The sequence below is a fragment of the Pantoea sp. LMR881 genome (assembly GCF_027157825.1).
GTDB lineage: Bacteria > Pseudomonadota > Gammaproteobacteria > Enterobacterales > Enterobacteriaceae > Pantoea > Pantoea haifensis.
The window spans coordinates 567,602-592,081 of the sequence record NZ_JAPVOK010000002.1 but is presented as its reverse complement, the minus strand read 5'-3'; the positions used below and the strand labels follow the sequence as shown (position 1 = coordinate 592,081).

Annotated in this window: 12 protein-coding genes and 9 pseudogenes; 14 read left to right on the top strand and 7 right to left on the bottom strand. The window is 51.4% G+C overall.

Translation table 11 applies throughout. The features are described from left to right. Positions 1-139: 139 nt before the first annotated feature. The 4 genes from cysB (at position 140) to acnA (ending at position 5,048) form a co-directional block, all read left to right on the top strand. Positions 140-1,114, top strand: a complete 975-nt coding sequence (gene cysB, locus O3W44_RS04540) for an HTH-type transcriptional regulator CysB (protein WP_269292150.1) — start codon at positions 140-142, stop codon at positions 1,112-1,114. 496 nt (positions 1,115-1,610) lie between these two features. Further along, positions 1,611-1,769, top strand: coding sequence for a YmiA family putative membrane protein (locus O3W44_RS04535; RefSeq protein ID WP_269292149.1), 159 nt, complete (start codon positions 1,611-1,613; stop codon positions 1,767-1,769). 3 nt (positions 1,770-1,772) lie between these two features. After that, positions 1,773-1,952: a hypothetical protein gene (locus tag O3W44_RS04530; RefSeq protein ID WP_269292148.1), complete on the top strand. Its 180-nt coding sequence runs from the start codon at positions 1,773-1,775 to the stop codon at positions 1,950-1,952. A gap of 414 nt (positions 1,953-2,366) precedes the next feature. After that, positions 2,367-5,048: an aconitate hydratase AcnA gene (gene acnA, locus O3W44_RS04525; protein WP_269292147.1), complete on the top strand. Its 2,682-nt coding sequence runs from the start codon at positions 2,367-2,369 to the stop codon at positions 5,046-5,048. Between the two features lie 35 nt (positions 5,049-5,083). On the opposite strand, the gene ribA is transcribed toward acnA, so the two are convergent. Then, positions 5,084-5,677: a GTP cyclohydrolase II gene (gene ribA, locus O3W44_RS04520; protein WP_269292146.1), complete on the bottom strand. Its 594-nt coding sequence runs from the start codon at positions 5,675-5,677 to the stop codon at positions 5,084-5,086. Positions 5,678-5,904: 227 nt separating this feature from the next. Here ribA and pgpB point away from each other — a divergent pair. The 5 genes and pseudogenes from pgpB to O3W44_RS04495 all read left to right on the top strand — a co-directional run bounded on the left by pgpB (position 5,905) and on the right by O3W44_RS04495 (position 9,520). Next, positions 5,905-6,668: pseudogene (gene pgpB, locus O3W44_RS04515) on the top strand (phosphatidylglycerophosphatase B). A 128-nt stretch (positions 6,669-6,796) separates the two neighbouring features. Continuing rightward, positions 6,797-7,106 (top strand): annotated as a pseudogene (locus O3W44_RS04510) (LapA family protein). A 6-nt stretch (positions 7,107-7,112) separates the two neighbouring features. Beyond that, complete coding sequence (gene lapB / locus O3W44_RS04505) at positions 7,113-8,282, top strand: lipopolysaccharide assembly protein LapB (RefSeq protein WP_269292145.1); 1,170 nt, start codon at positions 7,113-7,115, stop codon at positions 8,280-8,282. A 196-nt stretch (positions 8,283-8,478) separates the two neighbouring features. Continuing rightward, on the top strand, positions 8,479-9,198 hold the full coding sequence (gene pyrF / locus O3W44_RS04500; protein ID WP_269292144.1) for an orotidine-5'-phosphate decarboxylase: 720 nt from the start codon (positions 8,479-8,481) through the stop codon (positions 9,196-9,198). A gap of 65 nt (positions 9,199-9,263) precedes the next feature. Beyond that, positions 9,264-9,520: pseudogene (locus O3W44_RS04495) on the top strand (stress response translation initiation inhibitor YciH). 81 nt (positions 9,521-9,601) lie between these two features. On the opposite strand, the gene osmB reads toward O3W44_RS04495, so the two are convergent. After that, positions 9,602-9,817 (bottom strand): osmotically-inducible lipoprotein OsmB, encoded by a 216-nt coding sequence (gene osmB, locus O3W44_RS04490; protein ID WP_269292143.1) that lies wholly within the window; start codon positions 9,815-9,817, stop codon positions 9,602-9,604. A 340-nt stretch (positions 9,818-10,157) separates the two neighbouring features. Between osmB and araD the strand changes: the two are divergent. The 3 genes and pseudogenes from araD (at position 10,158) to O3W44_RS04475 (ending at position 13,078) form a co-directional block, all read left to right on the top strand. Next, positions 10,158-10,857, top strand: a pseudogene (gene araD / locus O3W44_RS04485) (L-ribulose-5-phosphate 4-epimerase). A 225-nt stretch (positions 10,858-11,082) separates the two neighbouring features. After that, positions 11,083-12,065 (top strand): annotated as a pseudogene (gene kdgT, locus O3W44_RS04480) (2-keto-3-deoxygluconate transporter). A gap of 146 nt (positions 12,066-12,211) precedes the next feature. Continuing rightward, on the top strand, positions 12,212-13,078 hold the full coding sequence (locus O3W44_RS04475) for a crotonase/enoyl-CoA hydratase family protein (protein WP_269292142.1): 867 nt from the start codon (positions 12,212-12,214) through the stop codon (positions 13,076-13,078). Between the two features lie 15 nt (positions 13,079-13,093). Here O3W44_RS04475 and pdeR read toward each other — a convergent pair. The 5 genes and pseudogenes from pdeR to O3W44_RS04450 form a co-directional block, all read right to left on the bottom strand. Further along, positions 13,094-15,080, bottom strand: a pseudogene (pdeR, locus tag O3W44_RS04470) (cyclic di-GMP phosphodiesterase). Positions 15,081-15,238: 158 nt separating this feature from the next. Next, positions 15,239-15,528: pseudogene (locus O3W44_RS04465) on the bottom strand (YbdD/YjiX family protein). Beyond that, positions 15,521-17,520 (bottom strand): annotated as a pseudogene (locus O3W44_RS04460) (carbon starvation CstA family protein). The pseudogenes O3W44_RS04465 and O3W44_RS04460 overlap by 8 nt, the downstream one beginning before the upstream one ends. Before the next feature lie 246 nt (positions 17,521-17,766). After that, positions 17,767-19,701: an exoribonuclease II gene (locus tag O3W44_RS04455; RefSeq protein ID WP_269292141.1), complete on the bottom strand. Its 1,935-nt coding sequence runs from the start codon at positions 19,699-19,701 to the stop codon at positions 17,767-17,769. Between the two features lie 112 nt (positions 19,702-19,813). Beyond that, positions 19,814-22,115, bottom strand: a pseudogene (locus O3W44_RS04450) (FdhF/YdeP family oxidoreductase). 250 nt (positions 22,116-22,365) lie between these two features. Here O3W44_RS04450 and O3W44_RS04445 point away from each other — a divergent pair. Both O3W44_RS04445 and iraP read left to right on the top strand, forming a co-directional pair. After that, on the top strand, positions 22,366-23,952 hold the full coding sequence (locus O3W44_RS04445; protein ID WP_269292140.1) for a PTS transporter subunit EIIC: 1,587 nt from the start codon (positions 22,366-22,368) through the stop codon (positions 23,950-23,952). A 198-nt stretch (positions 23,953-24,150) separates the two neighbouring features. Further along, entirely contained in the window at positions 24,151-24,480 is a 330-nt protein-coding gene (gene iraP, locus O3W44_RS04440; RefSeq protein WP_269292138.1) for an anti-adapter protein IraP, read from the top strand.

Below are 24,480 nucleotides of genomic sequence, written 5' to 3'. Positions count from 1 at the left end.
ACGTTCTACAATCCTTTGCTAAATGATATAGTGGTTATAGCATTTCCGACCTTTCTGATACCTGGCATTCAGCACTTTTCATAGGCGACGTTACGTCAGCCGGGGATGCGACTCTGTAGCTTACTGGGATGGAACATTTATGAAATTACAGCAGTTGCGCTATATCGTTGAAGTAGTCAATCACAACCTCAATGTCTCCTCTACGGCCGAGGGGCTTTACACCTCACAACCTGGCATCAGCAAACAAGTACGCATGCTCGAAGATGAACTTGGCGTGCAGATTTTTGCGCGTAGTGGCAAACATCTCACCCAGGTCACACCGGCGGGTGAAGAGATTATCCGCATCGCCCGTGAAGTCCTGTCTAAAGTCGATGCGATTAAGTCGGTTGCCGGTGAGCATACCTGGCCCGATAAAGGTTCCCTCTATGTGGCAACCACGCATACCCAGGCGCGTTATGCTTTGCCTGGCGTGATTAAAGGTTTTATTGAACGCTATCCGCGCGTCTCGCTGCATATGCATCAGGGATCGCCCACTCAGATAGCGGAAGCGGTATCGAAAGGAAATGCCGATTTCGCCATCGCCACCGAAGCGTTACATCTGTACGACGATCTCATCATGCTGCCGTGCTATCACTGGAATCGGGCCATTGTAGTGACACCCGAGCATCCATTAGCAGGTAAAGCGCAAGTTACGATTGAAGAGCTGGCGGATTATCCACTGGTGACTTATACCTTCGGCTTTACCGGGCGTTCTGAGCTTGATACTGCCTTTAACCGGGCAGGGTTAACACCGCGTATTGTGTTCACCGCAACCGACGCTGACGTCATTAAAACCTACGTCAGATTAGGGTTAGGCGTGGGTGTGATAGCCAGCATGGCGGTTGATCCGGTTTCCGATCCTGACCTGGTGAAGATTGGGGCTGCGGAAATATTCACCAACAGCACCACCAAAATCGGCTTCCGTCGCAGTACCTTCCTGAGAAGTTATATGTATGATTTCATACAACGTTTTGCGCCACATTTAACCCGGGATGTGGTTGATGCCGCTGTTGCGTTGCGTTCAAATGAAGATATTGAAGCCATGTTTAAAGACATCAAGCTGCCCTTTAAATAATCACTTTATCGATTAACCCCTTTTAAGGCTGCCTGTTGCAGCCTTTTTTATTTCCAATTGTTAGCGCCAGCCTAATCTCGAACAAACCTATTATTTTTTTGTAAATGAAACACTGATCACATGTTTTTTCATTGTTGTTTCTTAAATGCGAATTAGTACACATTTTTTGTCATTCTACTTTGCGACCTGCCAGGATTATTCCCATACTCCAGTTAAGACCTGATGCAGAGCCGCTTTCGCAGGGGCTTTAAAATTAACGCTTTAGTTTAAATTGGTACTAACATTTAATTTAAGCCAAATTTATAACGTAATTGTTTATTTAAGTTAAGGTGGCAAAGTTAATGATTACTTAAGTTATTTTGTCTATTTTGATAAATAGCATTAATCGTTGTACTCAATAAAAATAACTGGATTTTTGGTCTTAAGGCGTTTAGGATTCGTCCTAAATCTTAATTGGTGTTATCAATCATTTTATTGAGAGTGATTATCAAAAACTATGACTACTCGACTGACTGTTCAACCGGGCTTCCCGGCTAAAAGCACTAAGGTTCAGCGATCAGGTAATACACGTCGCAAAGCCTGGTTAACTGTGTTTGCGGCTTCTGCGCTTTTTTGGGTAGTGGTTGCATTAATGATTTGGCGTATGTGGGGCTAAGCCATGTGGGCGAATATACTCAGCCATAAACGCGATTTAATTGCACGCCAGCACAAGCCTTCTTCTTGCAAGGTGAACGAGCCGGTTGCAAAAAATGAAAAAGTGACTATCCCGGACTCCTGGGAGTTGAGTGATACTCAGCGTCACTTCATCGAGTCTTTCATGGACCCGAAAACTAAATAATGCTGTAAGCACGACTTTATTACTCTTAAAACTCTTCTTTCCGGTTTATTCCGGCGGGCACTTTAAAAGCCCAGTCATCACACTCAGCATAAAAAAGGTGTCATCTTTTAAAAGATGATCGAATGACTTTTTGCGCCGTTTTCGGCGGGGAGTGCTCTTATGAATACGATTAAATTGTCCTGGTTCTCTGCCTACGCATTCTCCTTTGCGTTTTGGTCGGCGGCTGTATGGATCGCATTATAATATGAGTTAAATTGCTTCTTTCCGATGCCTCGTATTGCCCACGGGGCATTTCGTTTACGTCAATTGTTGCAATTCGTGTTGTAATCAAAACGTTAACGAAATTGTGGTCTATCTTTAACATAAACCTTGTTATCACTGAGGTTTAAAGATCACGATTATAAAGGAGGAAATATGTCGTTAACCCTACGCGAGCAGAGTCAGGAAACACTGCAGGTCGACAATCAAACCTATCACTACTTCAGTCTTCCCTATGCTGCGCAACACCTCGGTAATATCGATCGTCTTCCAAAATCAATGAAAGTTTTGCTGGAAAACCTTCTGCGCTGGCAGGATGGGGATTCCGTTACGCAGGACGATATTCAGGCGCTGATTGACTGGCAAAAAGATGCCCATGCCGACCGTGAAATCGCTTACCGTCCTGCACGTGTGCTGATGCAGGACTTTACCGGTGTCCCCGCTGTGGTGGATTTAGCGGCGATGCGTGAAGCGGTAAATCGGCTGGGTGGCGAAGTCGCCAGAGTTAATCCGCTCTCTCCGGTTGATCTGGTGATTGACCATTCAGTCACCGTGGATCATTTTGGCAATGATGACGCTTTCGAAGAAAACGTGCATCTGGAAATGGAACGTAACCACGAGCGTTATGTGTTCCTGCGCTGGGGACAAAAAGCATTTGATAAATTTCGCGTTGTTCCACCCGGTACGGGCATCTGCCATCAGGTAAACCTTGAGTATTTAGGTAAATCTGTCTGGCATGAGAAAATCGACGGCAAAGAGTTTGCGTGGCCTGACACCCTGGTCGGCACCGATTCCCACACCACCATGATAAACGCGCTGGGCGTACTGGGATGGGGCGTGGGAGGGATCGAAGCGGAAGCGGCAATGCTCGGCCAACCTGTTTCCATGCTGATCCCGGACGTCGTAGGCTTTAAGCTGACCGGAAAATTGCGTCCCGGCATCACCGCGACTGACTTAGTGCTTACCGTCACGCAAATGCTACGTAAGCACGGCGTGGTAGGCAAGTTTGTTGAATTCTACGGTGACGGACTTGCAGATTTACCGCTGGCGGATCGTGCAACCATTGCGAACATGGCACCTGAATATGGCGCAACCTGCGGCTTTTTCCCGATTGACGAAGTCACCGTCGCCTATATGAACCTGACCGGACGTGATGCTGAACAGGTCGCGCTGGTTGAAGCTTATGCTAAAAAACAGGGGATGTGGCGTAATCCCGGTGATGAGCCGATCTTTACCAGCACCTTAGCACTCGATATGAATGAGGTTGAATCGAGCCTGGCCGGTCCAAAACGTCCACAGGATCGCGTCTCTCTGGGCGAGGTGCCTGCGGCGTTTGATGCCAGCAACGAGCTGGAGGTTAACCATGCGCAGAAGCCGCATAAAAGCGTTGAATATATTGATAGCGATACCGGTCTTCATCATCAGCTAACTGATGGTGCGGTGGTTATCAGTGCGATTACCTCATGCACCAATACTTCTAACCCCAGCGTATTAATGGCGGCGGGTTTGCTGGCGAAGAAAGCGGTTGAGCGAGGCCTTAAGCGTCAGCCCTGGGTTAAAGCATCATTAGCGCCAGGCTCGAAGGTGGTTTCTGATTATTTAGCGGTTGCCCAGCTCACCGCTTATCTCGATAAACTGGGCTTTAACCTGGTGGGTTACGGCTGCACTACCTGTATCGGTAACTCTGGCCCCTTGCCGGATAATATTGAGTCGGCGATTAAAGAGGGCGATTTGACCGTTGGGGCGGTGCTGTCGGGCAACCGAAATTTTGAGGGCCGTATTCATCCGCTGATCAAAACTAACTGGCTGGCTTCTCCGCCGCTGGTGGTGGCTTATGCATTGGCGGGCAATATGAAGGTTAATCTGCAAACCGAGCCGCTCGGTAACGATCGAAACGGACAGCCCGTTTACCTTAAAGATATCTGGCCATCGCCAGAGGAGATTTCAACCGCTGTCCAGCAAGTCACCAGTGACATGTTTCACAAAGAATACTCTGAGGTGTTTGACGGCACGCCGGAGTGGCAGCAAATTAAAGTGAGTGAAGCAGCCACCTATGACTGGGATGAAGGATCAACCTATATCCGTCTGTCGCCATTCTTTGATGATATGGAGAAAGAGCCGAAGCCGGTTACCGACATCAAAGGTGCCCGAATGCTGGCAATGCTCGGTGACTCAGTGACCACAGACCATATTTCGCCAGCAGGCAGCATCAAAGCAGAAAGCCCGGCAGGACGCTATTTACTGGCACATGGGGTCGAGCGTAACGACTTTAACTCTTATGGCTCGCGTCGGGGAAACCATGAAGTCATGATGCGCGGTACCTTTGCCAATATTCGTATTCGCAACGAAATGGTGCCAGGGGTAGAAGGTGGCTACACCAGGCACTATCCGTCGGGTGAGCAACTGGCTATTTATGATGCCGCAATGAAATATCAGGAAGAGGGGATCCCGTTAGCGGTTATCGCGGGCAAAGAGTATGGTTCCGGATCCAGCCGTGACTGGGCTGCGAAGGGGCCTCGCCTGCAAGGTGTTCGCGTGGTGATTGCAGAGTCTTTCGAACGTATCCACCGTTCCAATCTGATTGGTATGGGAATTTTGCCGCTTGAATTTCCACAAGGAGTCACGCGCAAAACGTTGGGCTTAACCGGTGAAGAAATGATTGATGTTGAAAATCTTAATCAGCTTCAGCCAGGCTGTACGGTGAAAGTCACGTTAACCCATGCCGATGGAAGAAAGGAGACGCTCGATACACGCTGCCGTATTGATACCGGTAACGAGCTTACTTATTACCGCAACGATGGCATCCTGCATTATGTAATTCGTAATATGCTGACCTGAAATGAAACCGGGGCTGTTTCGGCCCCGGTTTTTTATCACGACTTCGGCAAAAGATGCCCCATTTTGGCTGCCTTGGTGTCGAGATAGTGTGCATTTTTCGGATTGCGACCCACCACTAACGGCACGCGGTCAACGATATTAATGCCAGCTTCTGACAAAATTTCGACTTTACGTGGATTGTTAGTTAATAAGCGCACCTCATTTACACCCAGCAGTTTGAACATGTCAGCACACAGCGTGAAATCACGCTCATCAGCGGCAAATCCTAACTGATGATTAGCTTCAACCGTGTCGTAACCTTTATCCTGCAGGGCATAGGCGCGAATTTTATTCAACAAACCGATATTGCGGCCTTCCTGGCGATGATACAACAGCACGCCACGCCCTTCTTCGGCAATAGCGTTCAATGCTGCTTCGAGCTGGAAGCCGCAGTCGCAACGCAAACTAAAAAGCGCATCGCCTGTCAGACATTCAGAATGGACGCGCGCCAGAACCGGATCGTTATCGTTAATATCACCATAAACCAGCGCGACGTGATCGTGACCGGTTGCCAGTTCTTCAAAACCGACCATCAGGAAATCTCCCCATGGCGTTGGCAGTTTGGCTTCTGCCACCCGTTTAAGCTGCATGTGACTCTCCAGAACCTTCAGAGGATGCACTATCATCATGATAGCGCACGGGCAAGTGTAGCCCGACAAACGTGCAATATTGTGCCACAACCTGTTGTTGGGCTGGTAATCTGTCATAACGATTGTAGTGATAAAGCACAATTATCCAATCCGCAATGGTTATGTTATTCTTTTTTAAGCTAAAGTTATTGATCTGACATCGTTAAGGTTCTAGCAAAGGATAGGGAATGCTTAAAATTTCGCGCCGTACCACCTTAGGGATGTTGCTGCTTTTACTGCTGCCGTCAGGCGTTTGGTTATCTGGTTGGCAGTGGCAGCCGGATGAAAGCAGTGCGCTTTTAAAGCTGTTGTTCTGGATGACTGAAACGGTCACCAGCCCGTGGGGGATTTTAACCAGCCTGATACTCAGTGCGTGGGTGCTGTGGTGTTTACGCTTCCGGCTGAAGCCCGCCATCGTGCTGCTGTTAATAATGAATGCAACGATTTTAGCGGGTCAGTATACAAAATCTTTTATCAAAGAACTGGTGCAGGAGCCGCGCCCTTATGTCATTTGGCTGGAGCAGAGCCATGGACTGGACGAGCAAACGTTTTATGAATTACCGCGCAAACAGCGCAGCCAAATGGTGAATGCGTTAATGGCAGACGACAAACACCTGCCCGGATGGTTAAAAAAGCACTGGGCCTACGAGACCGGTTTTGCTTTCCCTTCCGGGCATACTATGTTTGCTGCCAGCTGGGCGCTGCTGGTCATCGGTTTGTTATGGCCACGACGTCACTATAAAACGGTGGTGGTGGTTTTCTTATGGGCCAGCGCCGTGATGGGGAGTCGATTACTGCTGGGCATGCACTGGCCGCGTGATTTAGTGGTCGCGACGGTTTTATCCTGGCTGCTTGTCACGATTGCCACCTGGCTCGCACAGCGTTTTGCGGCCCGCTTACTCTGCCTCCGGCGGAACAAAAAGAGGTGGAGCAGCGTGAACCCGATTTGTAATTATGTGCGGCGGCCCCATATGATTGATTGTGCATGTGTAAAATCAATTTTCTCAATGCTGCCGGGAGCAGCATTTTTGCCATAGTTTTGGCATAATTCTAACCGACAACCTCACAACAGGAAGCACTGTGAAATATTTGCTGATTTTTTTAGTGGTTTTGGTCATTTTCATTATTTCCGTCACCTTAGGTGCGCATAACGACCAGGTTATCACCTTTAACTATCTGCTTGCGCAGGGCCAGTTCCGCATTTCTACGCTGTTAGCCTCCCTGTTTGGTGTAGGATTTTTTGCTGGGTTGGGCAATCTGCGGTTTATTCTGGCTTCGGGTTCGCGTTTCGCTGGCGAACGCACAGCGCAAAGTGAAGCGTATGCAGGCGCAACTCGAACAAAGCAGCACTGCGGTGACAACGTCACCTGCAACGACTGATCAGGAATAAGCCCTCATGCTTGAATTGCTGTTTCTGTTGCTTCCTGTAGCGGCTGCTTATGGCTGGTATATGGGACGCCGCAGCGCACAACAGGATAAGCAGCAAGAAGCGAACCGTTTGTCTCGTGAGTACGTTGCTGGCGTTAACTTTCTGCTTTCAAATCAACAAGACAAAGCCGTCGATCTGTTTCTGGACATGTTAAAAGAGGACAGCGGCACGGTTGAAGCTCACCTGACACTCGGTAATCTCTTTCGCTCACGCGGCGAAGTAGACCGGGCTATTCGCATCCATCAGTCGCTCATGGAAAGCGCATCGTTGAGTTACGAACAGCGTCTGCTGGCTGTACAGCAACTGGGACGCGATTATATGGCAGCCGGGCTTTATGACCGGGCTGAAGATATGTTCAAGCAGCTAACCGACGAAACTGATTTCCGTGTTGGCGCACTGCAACAGCTCCTGTTGATACACCAGGCGACCAGCGACTGGCAGCAGGCGATTGACGTCGCTGAGCGTCTGGTCAAACTGGGCAAAGACAAGCAGAAAGGTGAAATTGCGCATTTCTATTGTGAACTGGCGTTGCAGGCGATGAGCAGCGACGATCTGGATCGCGCCATGAACTTACTGAAAAAAGGCGAAGCGGCCGATCGCCAGAGTGCGCGTATCTCTATCATGATGGGGCGCATATTCATGGAAAAGGGTGAATATGCGAAAGCGGTGGAGCACTTGCAGCGCGTGCTTGAGCAGGATAAAGAGCTGGTCAGCGAAACCCTGCCGATGCTCGAAACCTGTTTTCAGCGACTGAATCAACCCGAAATGTGGGCTGAGTTTTTGCAACGCTGTGTTGAAGAAAATACCGGTGCCGCAGCCGAACTTTATATGTCAGATATTCTTGAACAGCAGCAGGGGCCAGAAGCTGCGCAACTCTATATCAACCGGCAGTTGCAGCGCCATCCTACCATGCGTGTGTTCCATCGGCTGATGGATTTTCACTTACATGAAGCGGAAGATGGGCGCGCCAAAGAAAGCCTGATGGTATTGCGCGATATGGTGGGTGAGCAGATTCGTACTAAACCGCGCTATCGCTGCCAAAAATGCGGTTTTACCGCTCATGCACTCTACTGGCACTGCCCATCCTGCCGCACCTGGTCATCAGTTAAACCGATCCGCGGCCTCGATGGCCAATAAGCAGTGGCGTCAAAACTGATACGCTAGGGTAGCTCTTAGTTACAACATACTAAATGATTAAATCACCCGTCACATCAGCAGCGTGCAAATTGTCTGCAGGCAGCACAGTAGAGCGATTGTGGTGATCCAGACCCGCAGGTAGAATGCATGCCGTTTGTCTATTGCGCCTGCGGGTGCCAACTGAAAAGGAAATGCCATGCCTTCACCCCTTCATGTGACCGCTTCGCCGATTCTGGTGGCTCTCGATTATCATGACCTTAATAGCGCGTTACGCTTTGTTGATCAGATCGATCCCCGCAGTTGCCGGCTCAAAGTGGGCAAAGAGATGTTCACGCTGTTTGGCCCGTCACTGGTTAAAGATTTGCAACAGCGTGGTTTCGAGGTTTTTCTTGATCTCAAATTTCACGATATTCCCAACACGACCGCTCATGCAGTGGCTGCCGCAGCCGATCTGGGTGTCTGGATGGTAAACGTGCATGCCAGCGGTGGGGCGCGCATGATGAATGCAGCGCGTGAAGCTCTGGTGTCGTTTGGTAAAGATGCGCCTTTGCTTATTGCGGTTACGGTGTTAACCAGCATGGATGCCGACGATCTCAAAGGCTTAGGCATTATGCTCACACCCGCAGAGCAGGCTGAGCGTCTGGCGAAGCTGACGCACGAATGTGGGCTTGACGGTGTGGTTTGTTCTGCGCATGAAGCCCGCCGTTTCAGGCAGGTCATTGGCCAGGATTTTTCGCTGGTGACACCCGGTATTCGTCCGGCTGGCAGTGACGCAGGCGATCAGCGTCGTATTATGACGCCGCAGCAGGCCAAACTGGCTGGCGTAGACTATATGGTTATTGGGCGTCCGATCACCCAATCTGCCGATCCGGCCACAACGTTGCAATCCATTCTGCACAGCCTGGAGGAAATATAATGAGTCGCGATAATCCTTTAGTTTACTCCACGGATTCCGGGCGCATCGAGCAGCCACAGCCAAAAGTGGAACGTCCAAAAGGAGACGGTATTGTGCGCATTCAGCGGCAAACCAGCGGGCGCAAAGGCAAGGGCGTCTGCCTGATCACGGGCGTAGATTTAGACGATGCTGCGTTAAATCAGCTTGCTGCTGAACTGAAAAAAAGTGCGGCTGCGGCGGCTCCCTTAAGGATGGCGTCATTGAGATCCAGGGTGATAAACGCGACTTACTCAAAAATCTGCTGGAAGCAAAAGGCATGAAGGTTAAACTGGCTGGCGGTTAACCACAAAAAAATCGGGCTACCTGAGTAGCCCGATGTGTAAGCAGATGCATTGCGTAGCCGATGATTATTTTAATTCGGTCATTAATGAACCTGATGACCGATAATACCCCCAACTGCCGCGCCGCCAACGGTGCCAAGTGCGCTACCGTTAGTTAATACTGAGCCACCAATTGCACCGGCACCCGCGCCGATGGCTGTGTTACGGTCGCGTTTCGACCAGTTAGAACAACCGCTTAACGCGACAACTAAGGTGGTGGCGAGAACGGCTGCAGTCATACGCTTCATTGTAATTGTCATAAAATTCTCCTTTAGTGTGCTCACAGAGGCAACACGGTAAGTATAGCTCTGAAATAAAATTCACCCGCTTATGCCCCTTTTTTTGCCGCATCCTTGCCGTGATCCATAAAGGGCAGAACGTGATGTACGGCGGGTGTATAACCAGGCCTGAACAGGACCGACCTGAGTCAGAGAGAATTTTAAACATTCTGCGACATTTCCGAAGATAGACAATTCTTAATTCACGCCACATTTTTACGTTAACAGCTATTTCATTCTGCGTTTACAGCGTTTTGCTCCATAACCTTTTGCCCGTGTGCTTTGCAAAATCAAAGGACGATTTATCAGCAGGAGAAGAGGAATGCTGGAACACCTTAAACAGCAGGTTTTGGAAGCCAATCTGGACCTGCCTAAATATAATCTGGTCACGTTTACCTGGGAAACGTCAGCGCCGTAGATCGTGAACAGGGATTGCTGGTCATTAAACCTTCTGGTGTCAGCTACTCCGTTATGCAGCGCGATGACATGGTGGTCGTTGATCTTGCCAGTGGGAACGTGGTGGAAGGCGAGAAACGTCCTTCCTCTGATACAGCAACCCATCGTGCTCTTTATCTGGCATGGCCTGAAATTGGCGGGATCGTTCATACGCATTCGCGTCATGCCACAATATGGGCACAAGCGGGGCGCGCTATTCCCGCCTGGGGCACTACCCACGCGGACGATTTCTATGGCGAAATTCCCTGCACGCGGGCCATGCAGGATGACGAAATCAAACACGATTACGAGTGGAATACTGGCGAAGTAATTATTGAGACATTTGCCCGGCGTGAACTCTCCCCAGTGCGATTCCGGCAGTGCTGGTGAATTCGCATGGGCCTTTCGCCTGGGGCAAAGATGCTCATGCAGCAGTACACAGCGCAGTGGTGCTGGAAGAGGTGGCTTATATGGGGCTGTTCAGCCAGCAGTTAACCGCAAACTTACCGCCCATCCCACAGACGTTACTTGACCTTCATTACTTACGAAAGCACGGCGAAAACGCCTGGTACGGGCAAAAATTCTGACACCGAAAGGGACGCTCATCTGCGTCCCTTTTACTTTTCCTCACCGATGCGCTGCTGGTATGGCGATCGCGATCATGTTTTTCAGAACAGGTTATCTATAAAAGTAAAACGCTGTTTCATTTTTATATGATCGATCACTGTTTTCGTTTCCTGAAGTCATTAATTTGCTGTCATCGCCCTCGGGCTAATCACTCATTCCTCTGGACCAGCAAAGGTGACAACGTTATGCATATCAAACGTGCAATTGATAAAATCCCTGGCGGCATGATGTTAATACCGCTTTTTCTCGGCGCACTTTGTCACACCTTTTCCCCGACTCCGGTAAATATTTTGGCTCATTCACCAATGGCCTGATGACAGGCACGGTGCCTATTCTGGCCGTCTGGTTCTTCTGCATGGGTGCGTCAATTAAACTCAGTGCAACGGGCACGGTATTACGAAAATCCGGTACGCTGGTTCTCACTAAAATTGCTGTGGCCTGGGTAGTCGCCGCTATCGCCTCACGCCTGATGCCGGAAAATGGCGTGGAAGTGGGCATGTTTGCGGGCCTGTCGACGCTGGCGCTGGTTGCGGCGATGGATATGACCAATGGTGGGCTTTACGCCTCAATCATGCAGCAATATGGTTCCAAAGAAGAGGCGGGCGCATTTGTCCTGATGTCGCTGGAATCAGGCCCGTTAATGACAATGGTTATTCTTGGCACCGCCGGTATTGCCTCTTTTGAACCGCATGTTTTTGTCGGCGCTGTGCTGCCGTTTATTGTGGGGTTTGCTTTAGGGAATCTTGATCCTGAGCTGCGCGAATTTTTTGGCAAAGCAGTCCATACTCTTATCCCTTTCTTCGCGTTTGCATTGGGCAACACCATTAACCTGGCGGTGATTGCGGAAACCGGGCTGCTCGGCATCATGCTGGGTGTGGCGGTAATCATCGTGACGGGCATTCCACTGATTATCGCTGACCGGGTAATCGGCGGCGGAGATGGCACAGCAGGCGTTGCCGCATCCAGTACGGCGGGCGCGGCTGTTGCAACGCCAGTATTAATTGCTGAAATGCTGCCGCAGTTTAAACCGGTTGCACCTGCCGCAACGGCACTGGTGGCCACCTCGGTTATCGTGACTTCCGTTCTGGTGCCCATTATCACGGCTGTTTATTCAAAACGTGTTAAGCGTTCGCACGTTGCTGTCGCGCAGCGTGCTGCTATCAAGTAACCCCTCTAATCAATCCCCGGCACCCTTGTCGGGGATATCTCTGGATTTTGTGATACAAATCAATCTCTCATTTGGTCTGGCCTCACTCTGCATTACGCTGATGTGGCGTAAAAAACGCATCAAACTAATAAACAGAGGATGAGACTATGACCGTTATTAACCAAGCTACCTGCAGATTATTTACTGAAGTTGGACACACCACACAGTTAGTGGCGTATTACGAGGAAGGTCGTCGCACCATGTGGATGATGCTGCGGGCGCAACCGCGTCCCAGCTTCAACCACGAATTAATAGAGGAGATCATGAATCTGAGCTACGCGGCTCAGCGTTCAGGTTTACCGATTGATTTCTGGGTGACCGGCTCGCTGGTACCACAAATGTTCAACGCCGGGGGTGACCTGCGCTTCTTTGTTGAATGTATTCGTAACAACCGTCGCGAAGCATTACGTGCCTATGCGCGCGCCTGTGTTGACTGCATTCATTCAGCCGCTCGCGGGTTTGACACGGGCGCGGTAACGCTGGCGATGATTGAGGGAAGCGCATTAGGCGGTGGTTTTGAGGCGGCGCTGGCGCATCACTTCATTCTGGCGCAGAACAATGCACGTATGGGTTTTCCAGAAATTGCTTTTAACCTGTTTCCCGGTATGGGCGGTTATTCGCTGGTGGCACGCCGTGCAGGCATGAAGCTGGCAGAAGAGTTGATCTGTGAAGGGGAATCACACAGTGCCGAATGGTACGAAACGCGTGGGCTGGTGGACAAAGTCTTTCAGCCCGGCGACAGCTACCGTGCAACACGCACCTTTATAGACACGCTGCGTCCTAAATTAAACGGCGTCAGGGCCATGCTGAAGGCGCGTCAGCGCGTGCTGCAATTGTCACGCGCTGAGTTGATGGATATCACTGAGGATTGGGTCGATTACGCCTTTACCATTGAAGCAAAAGATATCGCTTATATGGAACGTCTGGTGCAGTTACAAAACCGCCACAGCGCCTCGCTGCGCAAAGCGGGATAATAACGTAACACAGCGTTAAACGCGGGCAGGATGCTTAGCCAGCCAATGCCCAAGCTGCTCTGCGGGCATTGGTTTTGCGTAGTAATAACCCTGACGCCCATCGACACCATTGTTAAGAACAAACTTTTCTTCTTCTCTGGTTTCAATGCCTTCGGCAATTACCAACAGGTCAAGTGCTTTGGCTACGGCAACAATCGCCCGGACCAGCGACTGTGAAACAGGCTGTTTATTGATATCGCGAATAAAACTCTGATCGAGCTTAATGGCATTAATCGGCACGCGCGCCAGTTGTGACAGCGACGAATAACCCGTACCAAAATCGTCAAGATGGACCTGGGCGCCCAGCTCCTGAAACTGTTTCATCAGCGTTAAGGCTTCCGCTTCATTCTCGATTAAACAACTTTCAGTGAGTTCGATATCAATCGGGCAATCAACAAGCGCAGCATCGGCTAATGCCAGCTTGAGATCGCTATAAATACTTTGGTCAATTAACTGCCGTGCAGAAACGTTCACGGCGACACGCAGAAAGATGCCTTCTTGCCGCCACTGAATAATCTGCTTAAGGACTCTGAGCATAACCCAGCGACCCAAAGGCACAATCAGGCCGGACTCTTCGGCATAGGGAATAAATTCAGCGGGTGAAACCATGCCACGCTCAGGCGAGTTCCAGCGAACCAGCGCCTCTGCGCTGCGCACTTCGCCATCGCGATCAACTTTCGGCTGGTAAAAAACCGTTAAATGATCAAGCTCCAGCGCCTTACGCAGATTGGTATCCAGCCACAGGTACTCGAACACCCGTTGATTCATTTCGGCGGCAAACACGCAAAACTTGCCACGTCCGTTTTCTTTGGCGTGATACATGGCGGTATCGGCATTGCGAATCAGGCTGTCGCGATCTTCGCCATGCAGCGGGGCGATAGCGATACCGATTGAGCAGCCGCTATAAACTTCGATCAGTCCGATGCGGAACGGCTGACGCAGCCGTTCCAGTATGCGTGAGGACATCGCTTCAAGTGCCGCCTGGCTGGTATGTTCAGCCAGTACGACAAACTCGTCACCGCCTAACCGGCCCAGCGTCTGGTCCTTGCCGAGGCAGCTCAAAATAGCCAGTGAAACAGCCTGCAGGAGTTGATCGCCAAACATATGACCGTAGGCGTCATTCACTTTTTGAAATTATCCAGGTCGAGATAGACCACACCGGTCTCATCGCCACTTGCGGCTCGCTCCAGCGCCTGCGTCATTTGCTGGTGAATGGCGTTACGATTGGGTAAACCGGTCACTGTATCGGTGTTCGCCAGCACGCGCAGGCGTTCCTGCGCGCGTCGTTCTTCAGTTATGTCCGTACCTGAACAGATGAGGAAAATTTCATTTTTCCCGCTACCGCTGTGCACGAACTTATTACGAAACAGAAACAGTCTCTGGCCTTTTTGGTTTTAACCCAGCGTTCCACTTCATAAGAATTGCCATCGCGGAAAAAGCCGGCAATGTTGCGTCGTGACGCTGCTGCCTCTTGCTTACTCATAAACAACTGAAATACGTTGCGGCCGATAACATCGTGTTCATTCAGGCCAGTGTATTCTTCACTCAGGCGATTGAAGCGTTGGATGTTGCCGCGCTGGTCGAGAATAACGATTACCGAATTGGCTTCTGAAACAACCTGTTCCGCAAAAGAGAGGCCGAGAGTCAGATCGCGTGCGACAGCTGAGGTATCGCCCCAGGCTGATGCCGTTCCGGCCCAGGTCGACTGATTGACTTTCCGCCCGACGAAATGCATCGGCACCGGTACGCCATGCAGCGCCAGCGTAAGATTGATGCTTGAGGTGATCACCGGCATGGCGCGTAATAAGCTGGCCTGGCCGGGCGTTAATGCAAGGGCAATGTTAGTATTTGACGATTCGTCTTCAGCAAAATGCAGCGCATCGCTGTCCGCGGTAAGACGCCAATGAGGGCTGGTTGTACCAAACAACGTAAACAGTAACGTTTGCCCTTGTTCATCGGTCATGGAAACTTCCTCCGGGAAGTGCTCTGCAGTCGTTATCTCATTATTTTAGCAACAGTATTCATCATCTGAGGCAAGCACAAGATGCAAAGCCAATATATTTTCGCATCCAGCGAATAATGGCACAAAAAGCCCCGCAAAGGCGGGGCGACCAGGCAGTTTTAACAGGGGCATTTCCCCAGTTTACCTCCCTGACTGGGGAAGCGGGCATCCAGGCAATAGCGATGAAATTCCCGCTCGCTCATGGGGGAACGTTCAGGATGATGCAGGCGCATATGCTGTAAATAAGTTTGATAATCCTGAACGCCAACCATTAAGCGAAAGCTTTGTTGCAATCCTCGCCATAAGCGACGCCAGCTAAACCCGGCGAAGGGGGCGCAGAGAGGAGCTGGCAGCGCATGATCTGCCAGCTGCCAGTTGGCCGGATGGCGCGGTAGATAGCATCAGACATGACGCACCTCCTTACGCATTGAGACTTCGCTTTCGTGTGTGGTTGGCACGTTACTGCGCAGAGCACGACGGATCACAAACACGGCGGCAATCAACATAGTGACCGCCACAAGCATAAAGAAGCCACACAGTGCCGCATTGATTTGATTGCTGAACACAATGGTTTGCATATCAGCCACGGTTTTCGCCGGGGCAATAATGACGCCTTCATCCAGCCCCTTACGAAACTTATTGGCCTGCGCCAGAAAACCGATTGAGGGTTTCTCATGGAAAATTTTCTGCCAGCCTGCGGTCATTGAGGTAATAAATAACCATATGGTAGGTAAAATCGTCACCCAGGCGTAGCGTTGCTTTTTCATTTTAAACAGCACGACGGTGCCCAGAATCAATGCCATTGACGCCAGCATCTGGTTACCGATACCGAACAGTGGCCACAGGGTATTAATGCCGCCGAGCGGATCAACCACCCCTGATAAACGAAAAAGCCCCAGCCAGCGACCGCAACGGTGGTACCTGCCATATTGCCTAACCATGAGCGGTTATTCGCCATAGACGGCACCATCGTGCCCACCAGGTCCTGCACCATAAAACGACAGGCGCGCGTGCCGGCATCCACAGCAGTCAGAATAAACAGGGCTTCAAACAGAATGGCAAAGTGATACCAAAACGCCATCATGGCGCGGCTGTTGAACACCTCCGTAATGATATGGGCCATGCCGACGGCGAAGGTCGGCGCGCCACCGGCACGGGATAAAATCGAGGCTTCACCGACATCACGCGCAATGCCGCCCAGCATTTCCGGCGTCACCACAAATCCCCAACCGTTGATCACCTGAGACGCATTTTCGACTGTGGTGCCAATCAGTGCCGCAGGTGAGTTCATAGCAAAATAGACGCCCGGATCCAACACTGAAGCACAGATTAACGCCATAATGGCGACAAAAGATTCCATCAGCATCGCGCCATAACCAATAAAGCGAATATGGCTTTCACGCTCCACAAGTTTAGGCGTAGTGCCGCTGGAAACCAGGGCATGGAAGCCGGAAATCGCGCCACAGGCGATAGTAATAAACAGGAAAGGGAATAGCGCGCCCGCAAACACCGGGCCGGTGCCATCAATGAATTTGGTAACCGCAGGCATTTTCATTTCCGGCATCGCAAAGACAATACCGATTGCCAGACCAACGATAACGCCAATTTTCAGAAAGGTTGAAAGATAATCGCGCGGCGCTAACAGCAGCCAGACCGGCAATACCGAGGCAACAAAGCCATAAATAACCAGCACCCACGTCAGCGAGGTGCCCTTCAGGGTGAAGAACGGTCCCCAGTAGGGATGCTGGGCGACATCGCCGCCATAAATAATGGCAGCCATCATCAGCACAAAACCGATCAGCGACACTTCAGCAATTTTACCGGGGCGGATAAAACGCATGTAAATGCCCATGAAGAGGGCGATTGGAATCGTGGCTGCGATAGTAAACAGGCCCCAGGGACTGTCTGCCAGGGCTTTAACCACCACTAACGCCAGCGCAGAGAGGATGATTATCATCACACCCAGCGCGCCAAGCATGGTAATGACGCCCGCAAAGGCACCCAGCTCCTGACGCGCCATTTCGCCCAAAGAGCGTCCGTCACGGCGGGTCGAGATAAACAGAACCAGGAAGTCCTGCACCGCACCGGCCAGCATCACGCCAACCAGAATCCAGATAGTGCCAGGCAAAAACCCCATTTGCGCAGCCAGAATCGGGCCAACCAGCGGGCCTGCGCCTGCAATGGCGGCAAAATGGTGGCCAAACAGCACCCATTTATTGGTGGGAACGTAGTCGAGCCCGTCATTAAGACGTTCGGCTGGGGTACGACGACGATCGTCCAGCTCAAAAATATTACGGGCGATAAACAGGCTGTAGAAGCGATAAGCAATGCTGTAACAGGCAACGGCAGCAATCACCAGCCAAACCGCATTAACCTGTTCGCCACGGTTCAGGGCCAGCATGGCGAAAGCACCTGCACCGATTAACGCCACCGCTAACCAGATGAGTCCGGTTTTGACGTTTTTCATGAATAACTCCTTGTAGGGATCGAGAGAAGGGCGATCAAACAACGAGTTAAACTTAATGTAATGGAATGTAAGTGGAAGTTAATCGATAGAGAAGTGTGAGGCGAGAAACAAATTTAACATTTAAGCGAATGAAGTGACGTGAAATGCGGGACAACCGAGGTTGTCCCGCTGCTTTCATGCTCAGACGGCCGGGCGTGCTACTACGCTACGTGTTTCCATGCGCACTTCGGCGATGGTGACGTCAATAACATCAGTAACGCGATAGGCGACTTCGCCTTTGATCTGCACCGTGCCGTTTTCCTGGCTGCAAACCAGTTCGTCACGTACCGCATGGATAAAGGGCGCAGGAATAAACGCGACCGCACCATTCTCCAGCAGACGCACACGCATACCGCCGCGTGAAACATCAATGATTTCTGCATTGAATTTGCGGTCAGTACCGGCATGCGGCGCAAGGTAACGCGCATACAACCAGTCGCCCACATCACGTTCCGCCATGCGATTCAGACGACGGCGTTCGCTCATGGTTACTGTCAGGGCGTCATCCGGGCGCGCAATCTCGTCGCCACGAATAATCGCCTTGAGTAAGCGATGGTTGATCATGTCGCCATATTTACGAATGGGCGACGTCCAGGTGGCATACGCGTCGAGTCCCAGGCCAAAATGCGGGCCTGGTTCAGTACTGATTTCAGCGAAAGTCTGGAAACGACGAATGCGGCTGTCGAGGAACTGGGTTGGCTGAGCGTCAAGCTCACGACGCAGCACGCGGAAACCTTCCAGTGTGGTAATGGCTTCTGCATCGACGGTAATACCGTGCGCGGCCAGTACGGCGGCGGCTTGTTCTGCATTAGTGAGATCGAAACCGGCATGGACGTTGTAGATACCAAAGCCGAGACGCTCGCGAAGCACCTTCGCCGCGCAAACATTCGCCAGAATCATCGCCTCTTCAACAATACGGTTGGCGATACGGCGTGGCTCAGCAATGATCTCCAGCACTTCGCCTTTTTCACCCAGCAGGAAGCGGTAATCTGGACGGTCTTTAAACACCAGCGCATGGGCCTGACGCCACTCGCCGCGCGCCAGGCAGATGCGGTGCAGTAAACGGATCTGGTTGGCAATGGCTTCGCTTTCTGGCTGCCATTCACCGCTGTTTTCCAGCCAGTCGGAGACGTCATCATAGGCCAGCTTGGCTTTGGACTCGATCCAGGCCGCGAAGAACTGCGCGTCATCCGCCAGACTACCATCTTGCGCCACGGTTACGCGGCAGGCCAGTGCCGGGCGACGAACATGCGGACGCAATGAGCAAACGTCATCGGAGAGTTCGCGTGGCAGCATCGGAATGTTGAAGCCTGGCAAATAGTTGGTGAATGCACGTTGCGACGCCAGCGTGTCCAGCTGACTCCCTTCGGCTACATAAGCGGTAGGATCAGCGATGGCGATAGTCAGACGCAGGGTGCCATCTTCCTGGGCTTCAACATAAAGCGCATCATCCATATCTTCAGTGCTGGCGCTGTCGATGGTCACGAAATCCAGCGCGGTCAAATCTTCACGCGGCAGGTTTTCATCCATCATCTCGCCAAAGCTGACCTCTGGCGCTTCACGCTCAAGGTTGTGGCGCGACAGGGTAACCCACCACGGCGCGAGATGATCGTCAGCGTTAACGATAAATTCGGTCAGTTCAGCATAAAAGCCTCGGTCGCCTTTCAGGGGATGGCGGCGCATCTCAGCCACGGCCCAGTCGCCAGCCTGAAAATCATGCGTTAAACCGCGTACCGGACGGCACTGAATCGCATCTTTCAGCAGCGGATGATCCGGAACGATAGAAAGACGGTCATCCTTCTTCTGCACGCGGCCAACAAAGCGGCTCAGGAAAGGCTCAACCAGGGTTTCTGGTTCAGCACTTTCGCGATCTTTATCGCTGTTGATGATGGCAACTATGCGGTCACCGTGCATCACTTTCTTCATCTGCGGTGGCGGAATGAAGTAGCTTTTCTGCGCGTCAACTTCTAAAAAGCCGAAGCCTTTTTCGGTGCCTTTGACAACACCTTCAGCGCGAGGCGTTTGCGAGTGGAGCTTCTCTTTGAGCTGCGCGAGCAGCGGGTTATCCTGGAACATAATTTTTTAGTTTCGTGGCCTAAGAGCGGCTGACAGTTTTACGCGAATCGGGGGCGCGCAGCAGGGCAAAAAGCCGGATAGACCGGCTTTTTAACAATGTTGTCACAAGGGGTTAGGCGATACGCTGATCGGGAAGCGCCTGCGACAGTTCCAGTTTGACCGGCACAGATTTGGAGGTTGGCGTACCGCTGCCATCGCCAAAGCTGTTCAGCGGAACCAGTGGGTTGGTTTCTGGATAATAGGCCGCCAGATTACCGCGCGGAATATTATACGGCACCAGCCTGAAGCCACTGACGCAGCGGGTAATTCCGTCATTCCACAGCGTTTCGATGTCGACCAACTGACCTTCGCTAAAGCCTAACGCCGCCATATCGTCCGGGTTGATAAATACCACTTCGCGCTGACCATACACGCCACGATAGCGATCGTCGAGACCGTAAATCGTGGTGTTGTACTGATCGTGCGAACGCAGGGTTTGCAACGTAAACGGCACCTCGGTATCGAGATCAGGGAACAGCGATGTCGGCAGTGCCGCATGGCTAAATTCCGCTTTTTCCGTTGGCGTATTGAAGCGCAATTCAGCGGCGGCATTGCCGAGATAGAAGCCGCCAGGAATGTCGCATTTCTCGTTGAAATTAGCAAAACCAGGAAGGGTCGCGGCGATGTGATCGCGGATCAGATTATAATCTGCCGCCAGATCGCGCCATTTCACCTTTTCATCGCCCAGAACGGCATGGGCAATGCCCGCCACAATCGCGGTTTCGGAACGTTGCGTCTCTGCCAGCGGAATACCGATGCCCTCAGAGGCGTGCACCATGCTAAATGAATCTTCAACAGTAATGAACTGATTGCCGGTGGCCTGAAGATCGCGCTCGGTGCGCCCTAAAGTTGGCAGAATCAAGCCTTCGTGACCCGGCACCAGATGGCTACGGTTCAGTTTGGTGCTGATATGCACGGTTAAACCACAGCGTGATAACGCTTCTTCGGTACGCGGTGAGTCCGGTGCCGCTGCCGCAAGGTTGCCCCCAGCGCAATCAGCACTTTCACTTCATCACGCAGCATGGCATTCAGGGCCTCTACGGTGTTATGGCCCGGCGCGCGCGGTGGTTCAAAGTCAAAATGTTTGCCCAGGGCATCAAGGAAGGGCTTGTTCGGCTTCTCATCAATGCCCATAGTTCGGTTGCCCTGCACATTACTGTGACCACGAACCGGACACAGACCGGCACCTTTTTGCCTAACTGACCAAACAGCAGCTGCAGGTTGACGATTTCACGAACCGTATCAACAGAATGTTTATGCTGGGTAATTCCCATCGCCCAGGTGCAAATCACCCGATCGGCGCTTTGATAAATAGCCGCAGCTTCGCGAATTTGCGCTTCCGTCAGGCCCGACTGCGTCACGATATGCGCCCAGTCAGTGTTATCAACCGCCTCAAGATAAGCTTCCACGCCGTGGGTTTTGGCATTCAGGAACGTCTGATCAAACAGACCGTTTTCACCTGCCGCCAGGCGTGCCCGGTGGGTTTCCAGCAGCGTTTTCACCATGCCACGCACCGCCGCCATATCGCCACCCAGGTTAGGCTGGTAATAGGCTGAACTGATGGTGCCCGCCATTGACGTCACGACTTCAAGCGGTTTTTGCGGATCGGCAAAACGCTCCAGACCGCGCTCACGCAGCGTATTGAAGGTAACGATTTTGGCACCGTGATCGGCAGCATGACGCAGGCTGTGCAACATGCGCGGATGGTTAGTGCCAGGGTTCTGACCAAAGACAAAGATTGCGTCAGCGTGATCAAAATCATCCAGGCGAATAGTGCCTTTACCCACACCGATGCTGCGTTTCAGCCCGGTGCCGCTGGCTTCATGGCACATGTTTGAACAATCAGGGAAGTTGTTGGTACCCATCAGACGACCAAAAAGCTGATACAGCCAGGAGGCTTCGTTGCTGGCGCGGCCTGAAGTGTAAAGCTCCATTTGATTGGGATTATCCATCGCCTTGATGTGCCTGGCGATCAGCGCGAAAGCCGCGTCCCAGCTGATGGGTTCGTAATGATCGGTTTCGGCGTTATAACGCAAAGGATGGGTCAAACGGCCCTGATATTCGAGGAAATAATCACTCTGTGCGTACAGAGTATTGACGCTGTGTTTAGCAAAGAAATCGCTGTCCACCACACGGCGTGTGGCTTCCCAGGTGACGGCTTTCGCACCGTTTTCACAAAAACTGAAGGTGCTTTTATTGTCATCGCCCCATGCGCAGCCTGGACAGTCAAAACCGCGAGCTTTATTCATACGCAACAGGTTACGCATATTTTTGAGTGCAGCTTTGCTGTCAAAGACGAAACGCGTGGTGGCTTCCAGTGAACCCCAACCGCCCGCAGCGGCGCGGTAAGGTTTGATTTTGCGTTTAAATTTCATAATGAGTGCAGGCTTATTTATTGTAGGAAGTTTGTTATCAGGATATGACCTGATGGTGAAGGGAAGTGTGCAGCTCTCAACAAAAGTTGTCTAATTGATTGACTTAATGGTGCGATAGTCGCTGTTTATCGTGCATTTGACTTAAATGTGATGTTGCTCAAATTTTACTCGCCATTAACCCGACGATTACGGGTGATCCTGGCTCAACGTGCTAATACTGTTTTTTCATCACAGAAAAGGGCGCGACACCATGAAACAGCTCACCAGCCAGATTCATGCTTTCGGTAAGGCGTTAATGATGCCGATCTCGGTTATTGCCGCCGCAGGGATTTTCCTTGGGCTGGCGGCAGCGATGCAAAATCCCGCTATTACCGGCGAGGCGTTTGCACAAATGCAGGTTCCGCAGTTAGTCATAGGGTTTATACGGAAAGTTGCCGGGGCGCTGTTTGCCAATTTGCCGGTGTTTTTTGCCGTTGCCAGTGCCATAGGACTGGCGAAAGCCGAAAAGCCCACGGCAGCCTTTGCCGCGGTAATTGGTTATATCGCCATGAATGTCGGTATCAACGCAACGCTGGCGGCCAAAGGACTCACGGCCGCAACCACGACACCGGAAGCTTTGCAGCAGGCGGGCCTGGATCAAACTACCGCGATGATGACGTCGGCGGAATATATCGAAATGCTCGGCGTGTTTACTTACAACATGAGCGTACTGGGCGGGGTGATCGCCGGCCTGGCAACGGTGATGCTGCATAATCGTTTTTATACCCAGCAGCTGCCTACGGCGATCAGTTTCTTTGGTGGCCGACGGTTTGTGCCGATTGTAACAGTGGTTTGTCTGCCGCTGATTGGTGTGCTGCTGGCGTTGATCTGGCCCACTATTGGGGAAGGGATCGCCTGGATTGGGCAGATGATTGGAAAAAGCGGACAGTATGGCGCGTTTATTCTTGGTGCATTTGAACGCATCCTGATCCCCACGGGTTTACACCATATCCTCAATGAAACGGTGCGCTTTACCCCCATTGGCGGCATGGCAACGGTAGACGGACAGAGCATTGTCGGTGCGCTGAATATCTTCAACACCTCACTCACTCATCCTGGCTCGATTCCGGATGACACGCTGCGTACCGCCACACAGTTTCTGGCGCAGGGCAAGATCCCGGTGATGATGTTTGGCTTGCCCGCGGCGGCACTGGCGATCTATCACACTGCTCGCCCGGAACATAAACAGCGGGTTAAAGCCCTGGTGATGGCGGGTGCGCTGACCTCGTTTACTACCGGTATCACCGAGCCGCTGGAGTTCTGTTTTATCTTCGTATCACCGGTGCTTTATCTGCTGCACGCCTTCTTAACGGGGTTGTCATTCATGCTGATGTCGATGCTGCATTTGATGATCGGTAACGTGCAGGGCGGCATTATTGATTTGGTGGTATTCGGTATTTTAGGGGGCAGCCGAACCCACTGGTGGTGGACACTGGCGCTCGGCGTAATTTATGCCCCGCTTTACTACTATGCCTTCCGCTTTGTTATCACTCGCATGAATGTTGAAACCCCAGGACGGGAATCTGAAGATGAAAAACAGCAGGTCGTGGCGGCAGATGAGCGCACTAAAGTCATCATTAGCGGCCTGGGCGGGGAAGCCAATATTGAGGATGTTGATTGCTGTTTCACACGCCTGCGGGTACGGGTAAAAGACATGAAAGAGGTAGTCGATCAGACGTTGCTGAGCACAGGGGCGAACGGGATTAATCGTGTCAGTGATAATGATGTGCAGGTTATTTATGGCCCGCACGTTGAGAAAATTGCGAATGAGGTTAAAACAGCCCTCGGCGTGGCGTAAAGCGAAGCGTAAATAAAGGGGAAACCCCTTTATTTATTGTCTTTAATATCCTGTGGTTTTTTATTCCAGCCCCGATTTATCTTATCGGTGATATTTATCTCCTCTGACCAGGTGGCAAACTTATCCTGTTTTCAGGTAAGCTCAGGCTGTTTAGCGCAAAATACGTAAAGCTTTTCTGAATTAATATCAGGGGGTCGGATGAATAATGTCATATTGAGCATGCTAGCTAAAATCTCAAATTTGGATGCTCAGGCAAAACAGTTAGCCGCACGTGTCGAAGCGCAGTCATTGATGATGAGTGCATTACTGTTAACCATTGGACAAAACGGTGGGATAAATGAACTCATTGGCAGCGTGAATAAAGCCCTTAATTCGGTTATGGGCAATCCAGACGATCCTTACCACCCTGAAGCAGAACTGTTACGGCAAGAGTTTCAGGAAATGATTAAGGTCTCTCAACTGATTGCACACGAAAACGACGTCCTGAATTCAGGGGAAGCCAGTCTGTTTGAAGTACGAAAAGCGTAA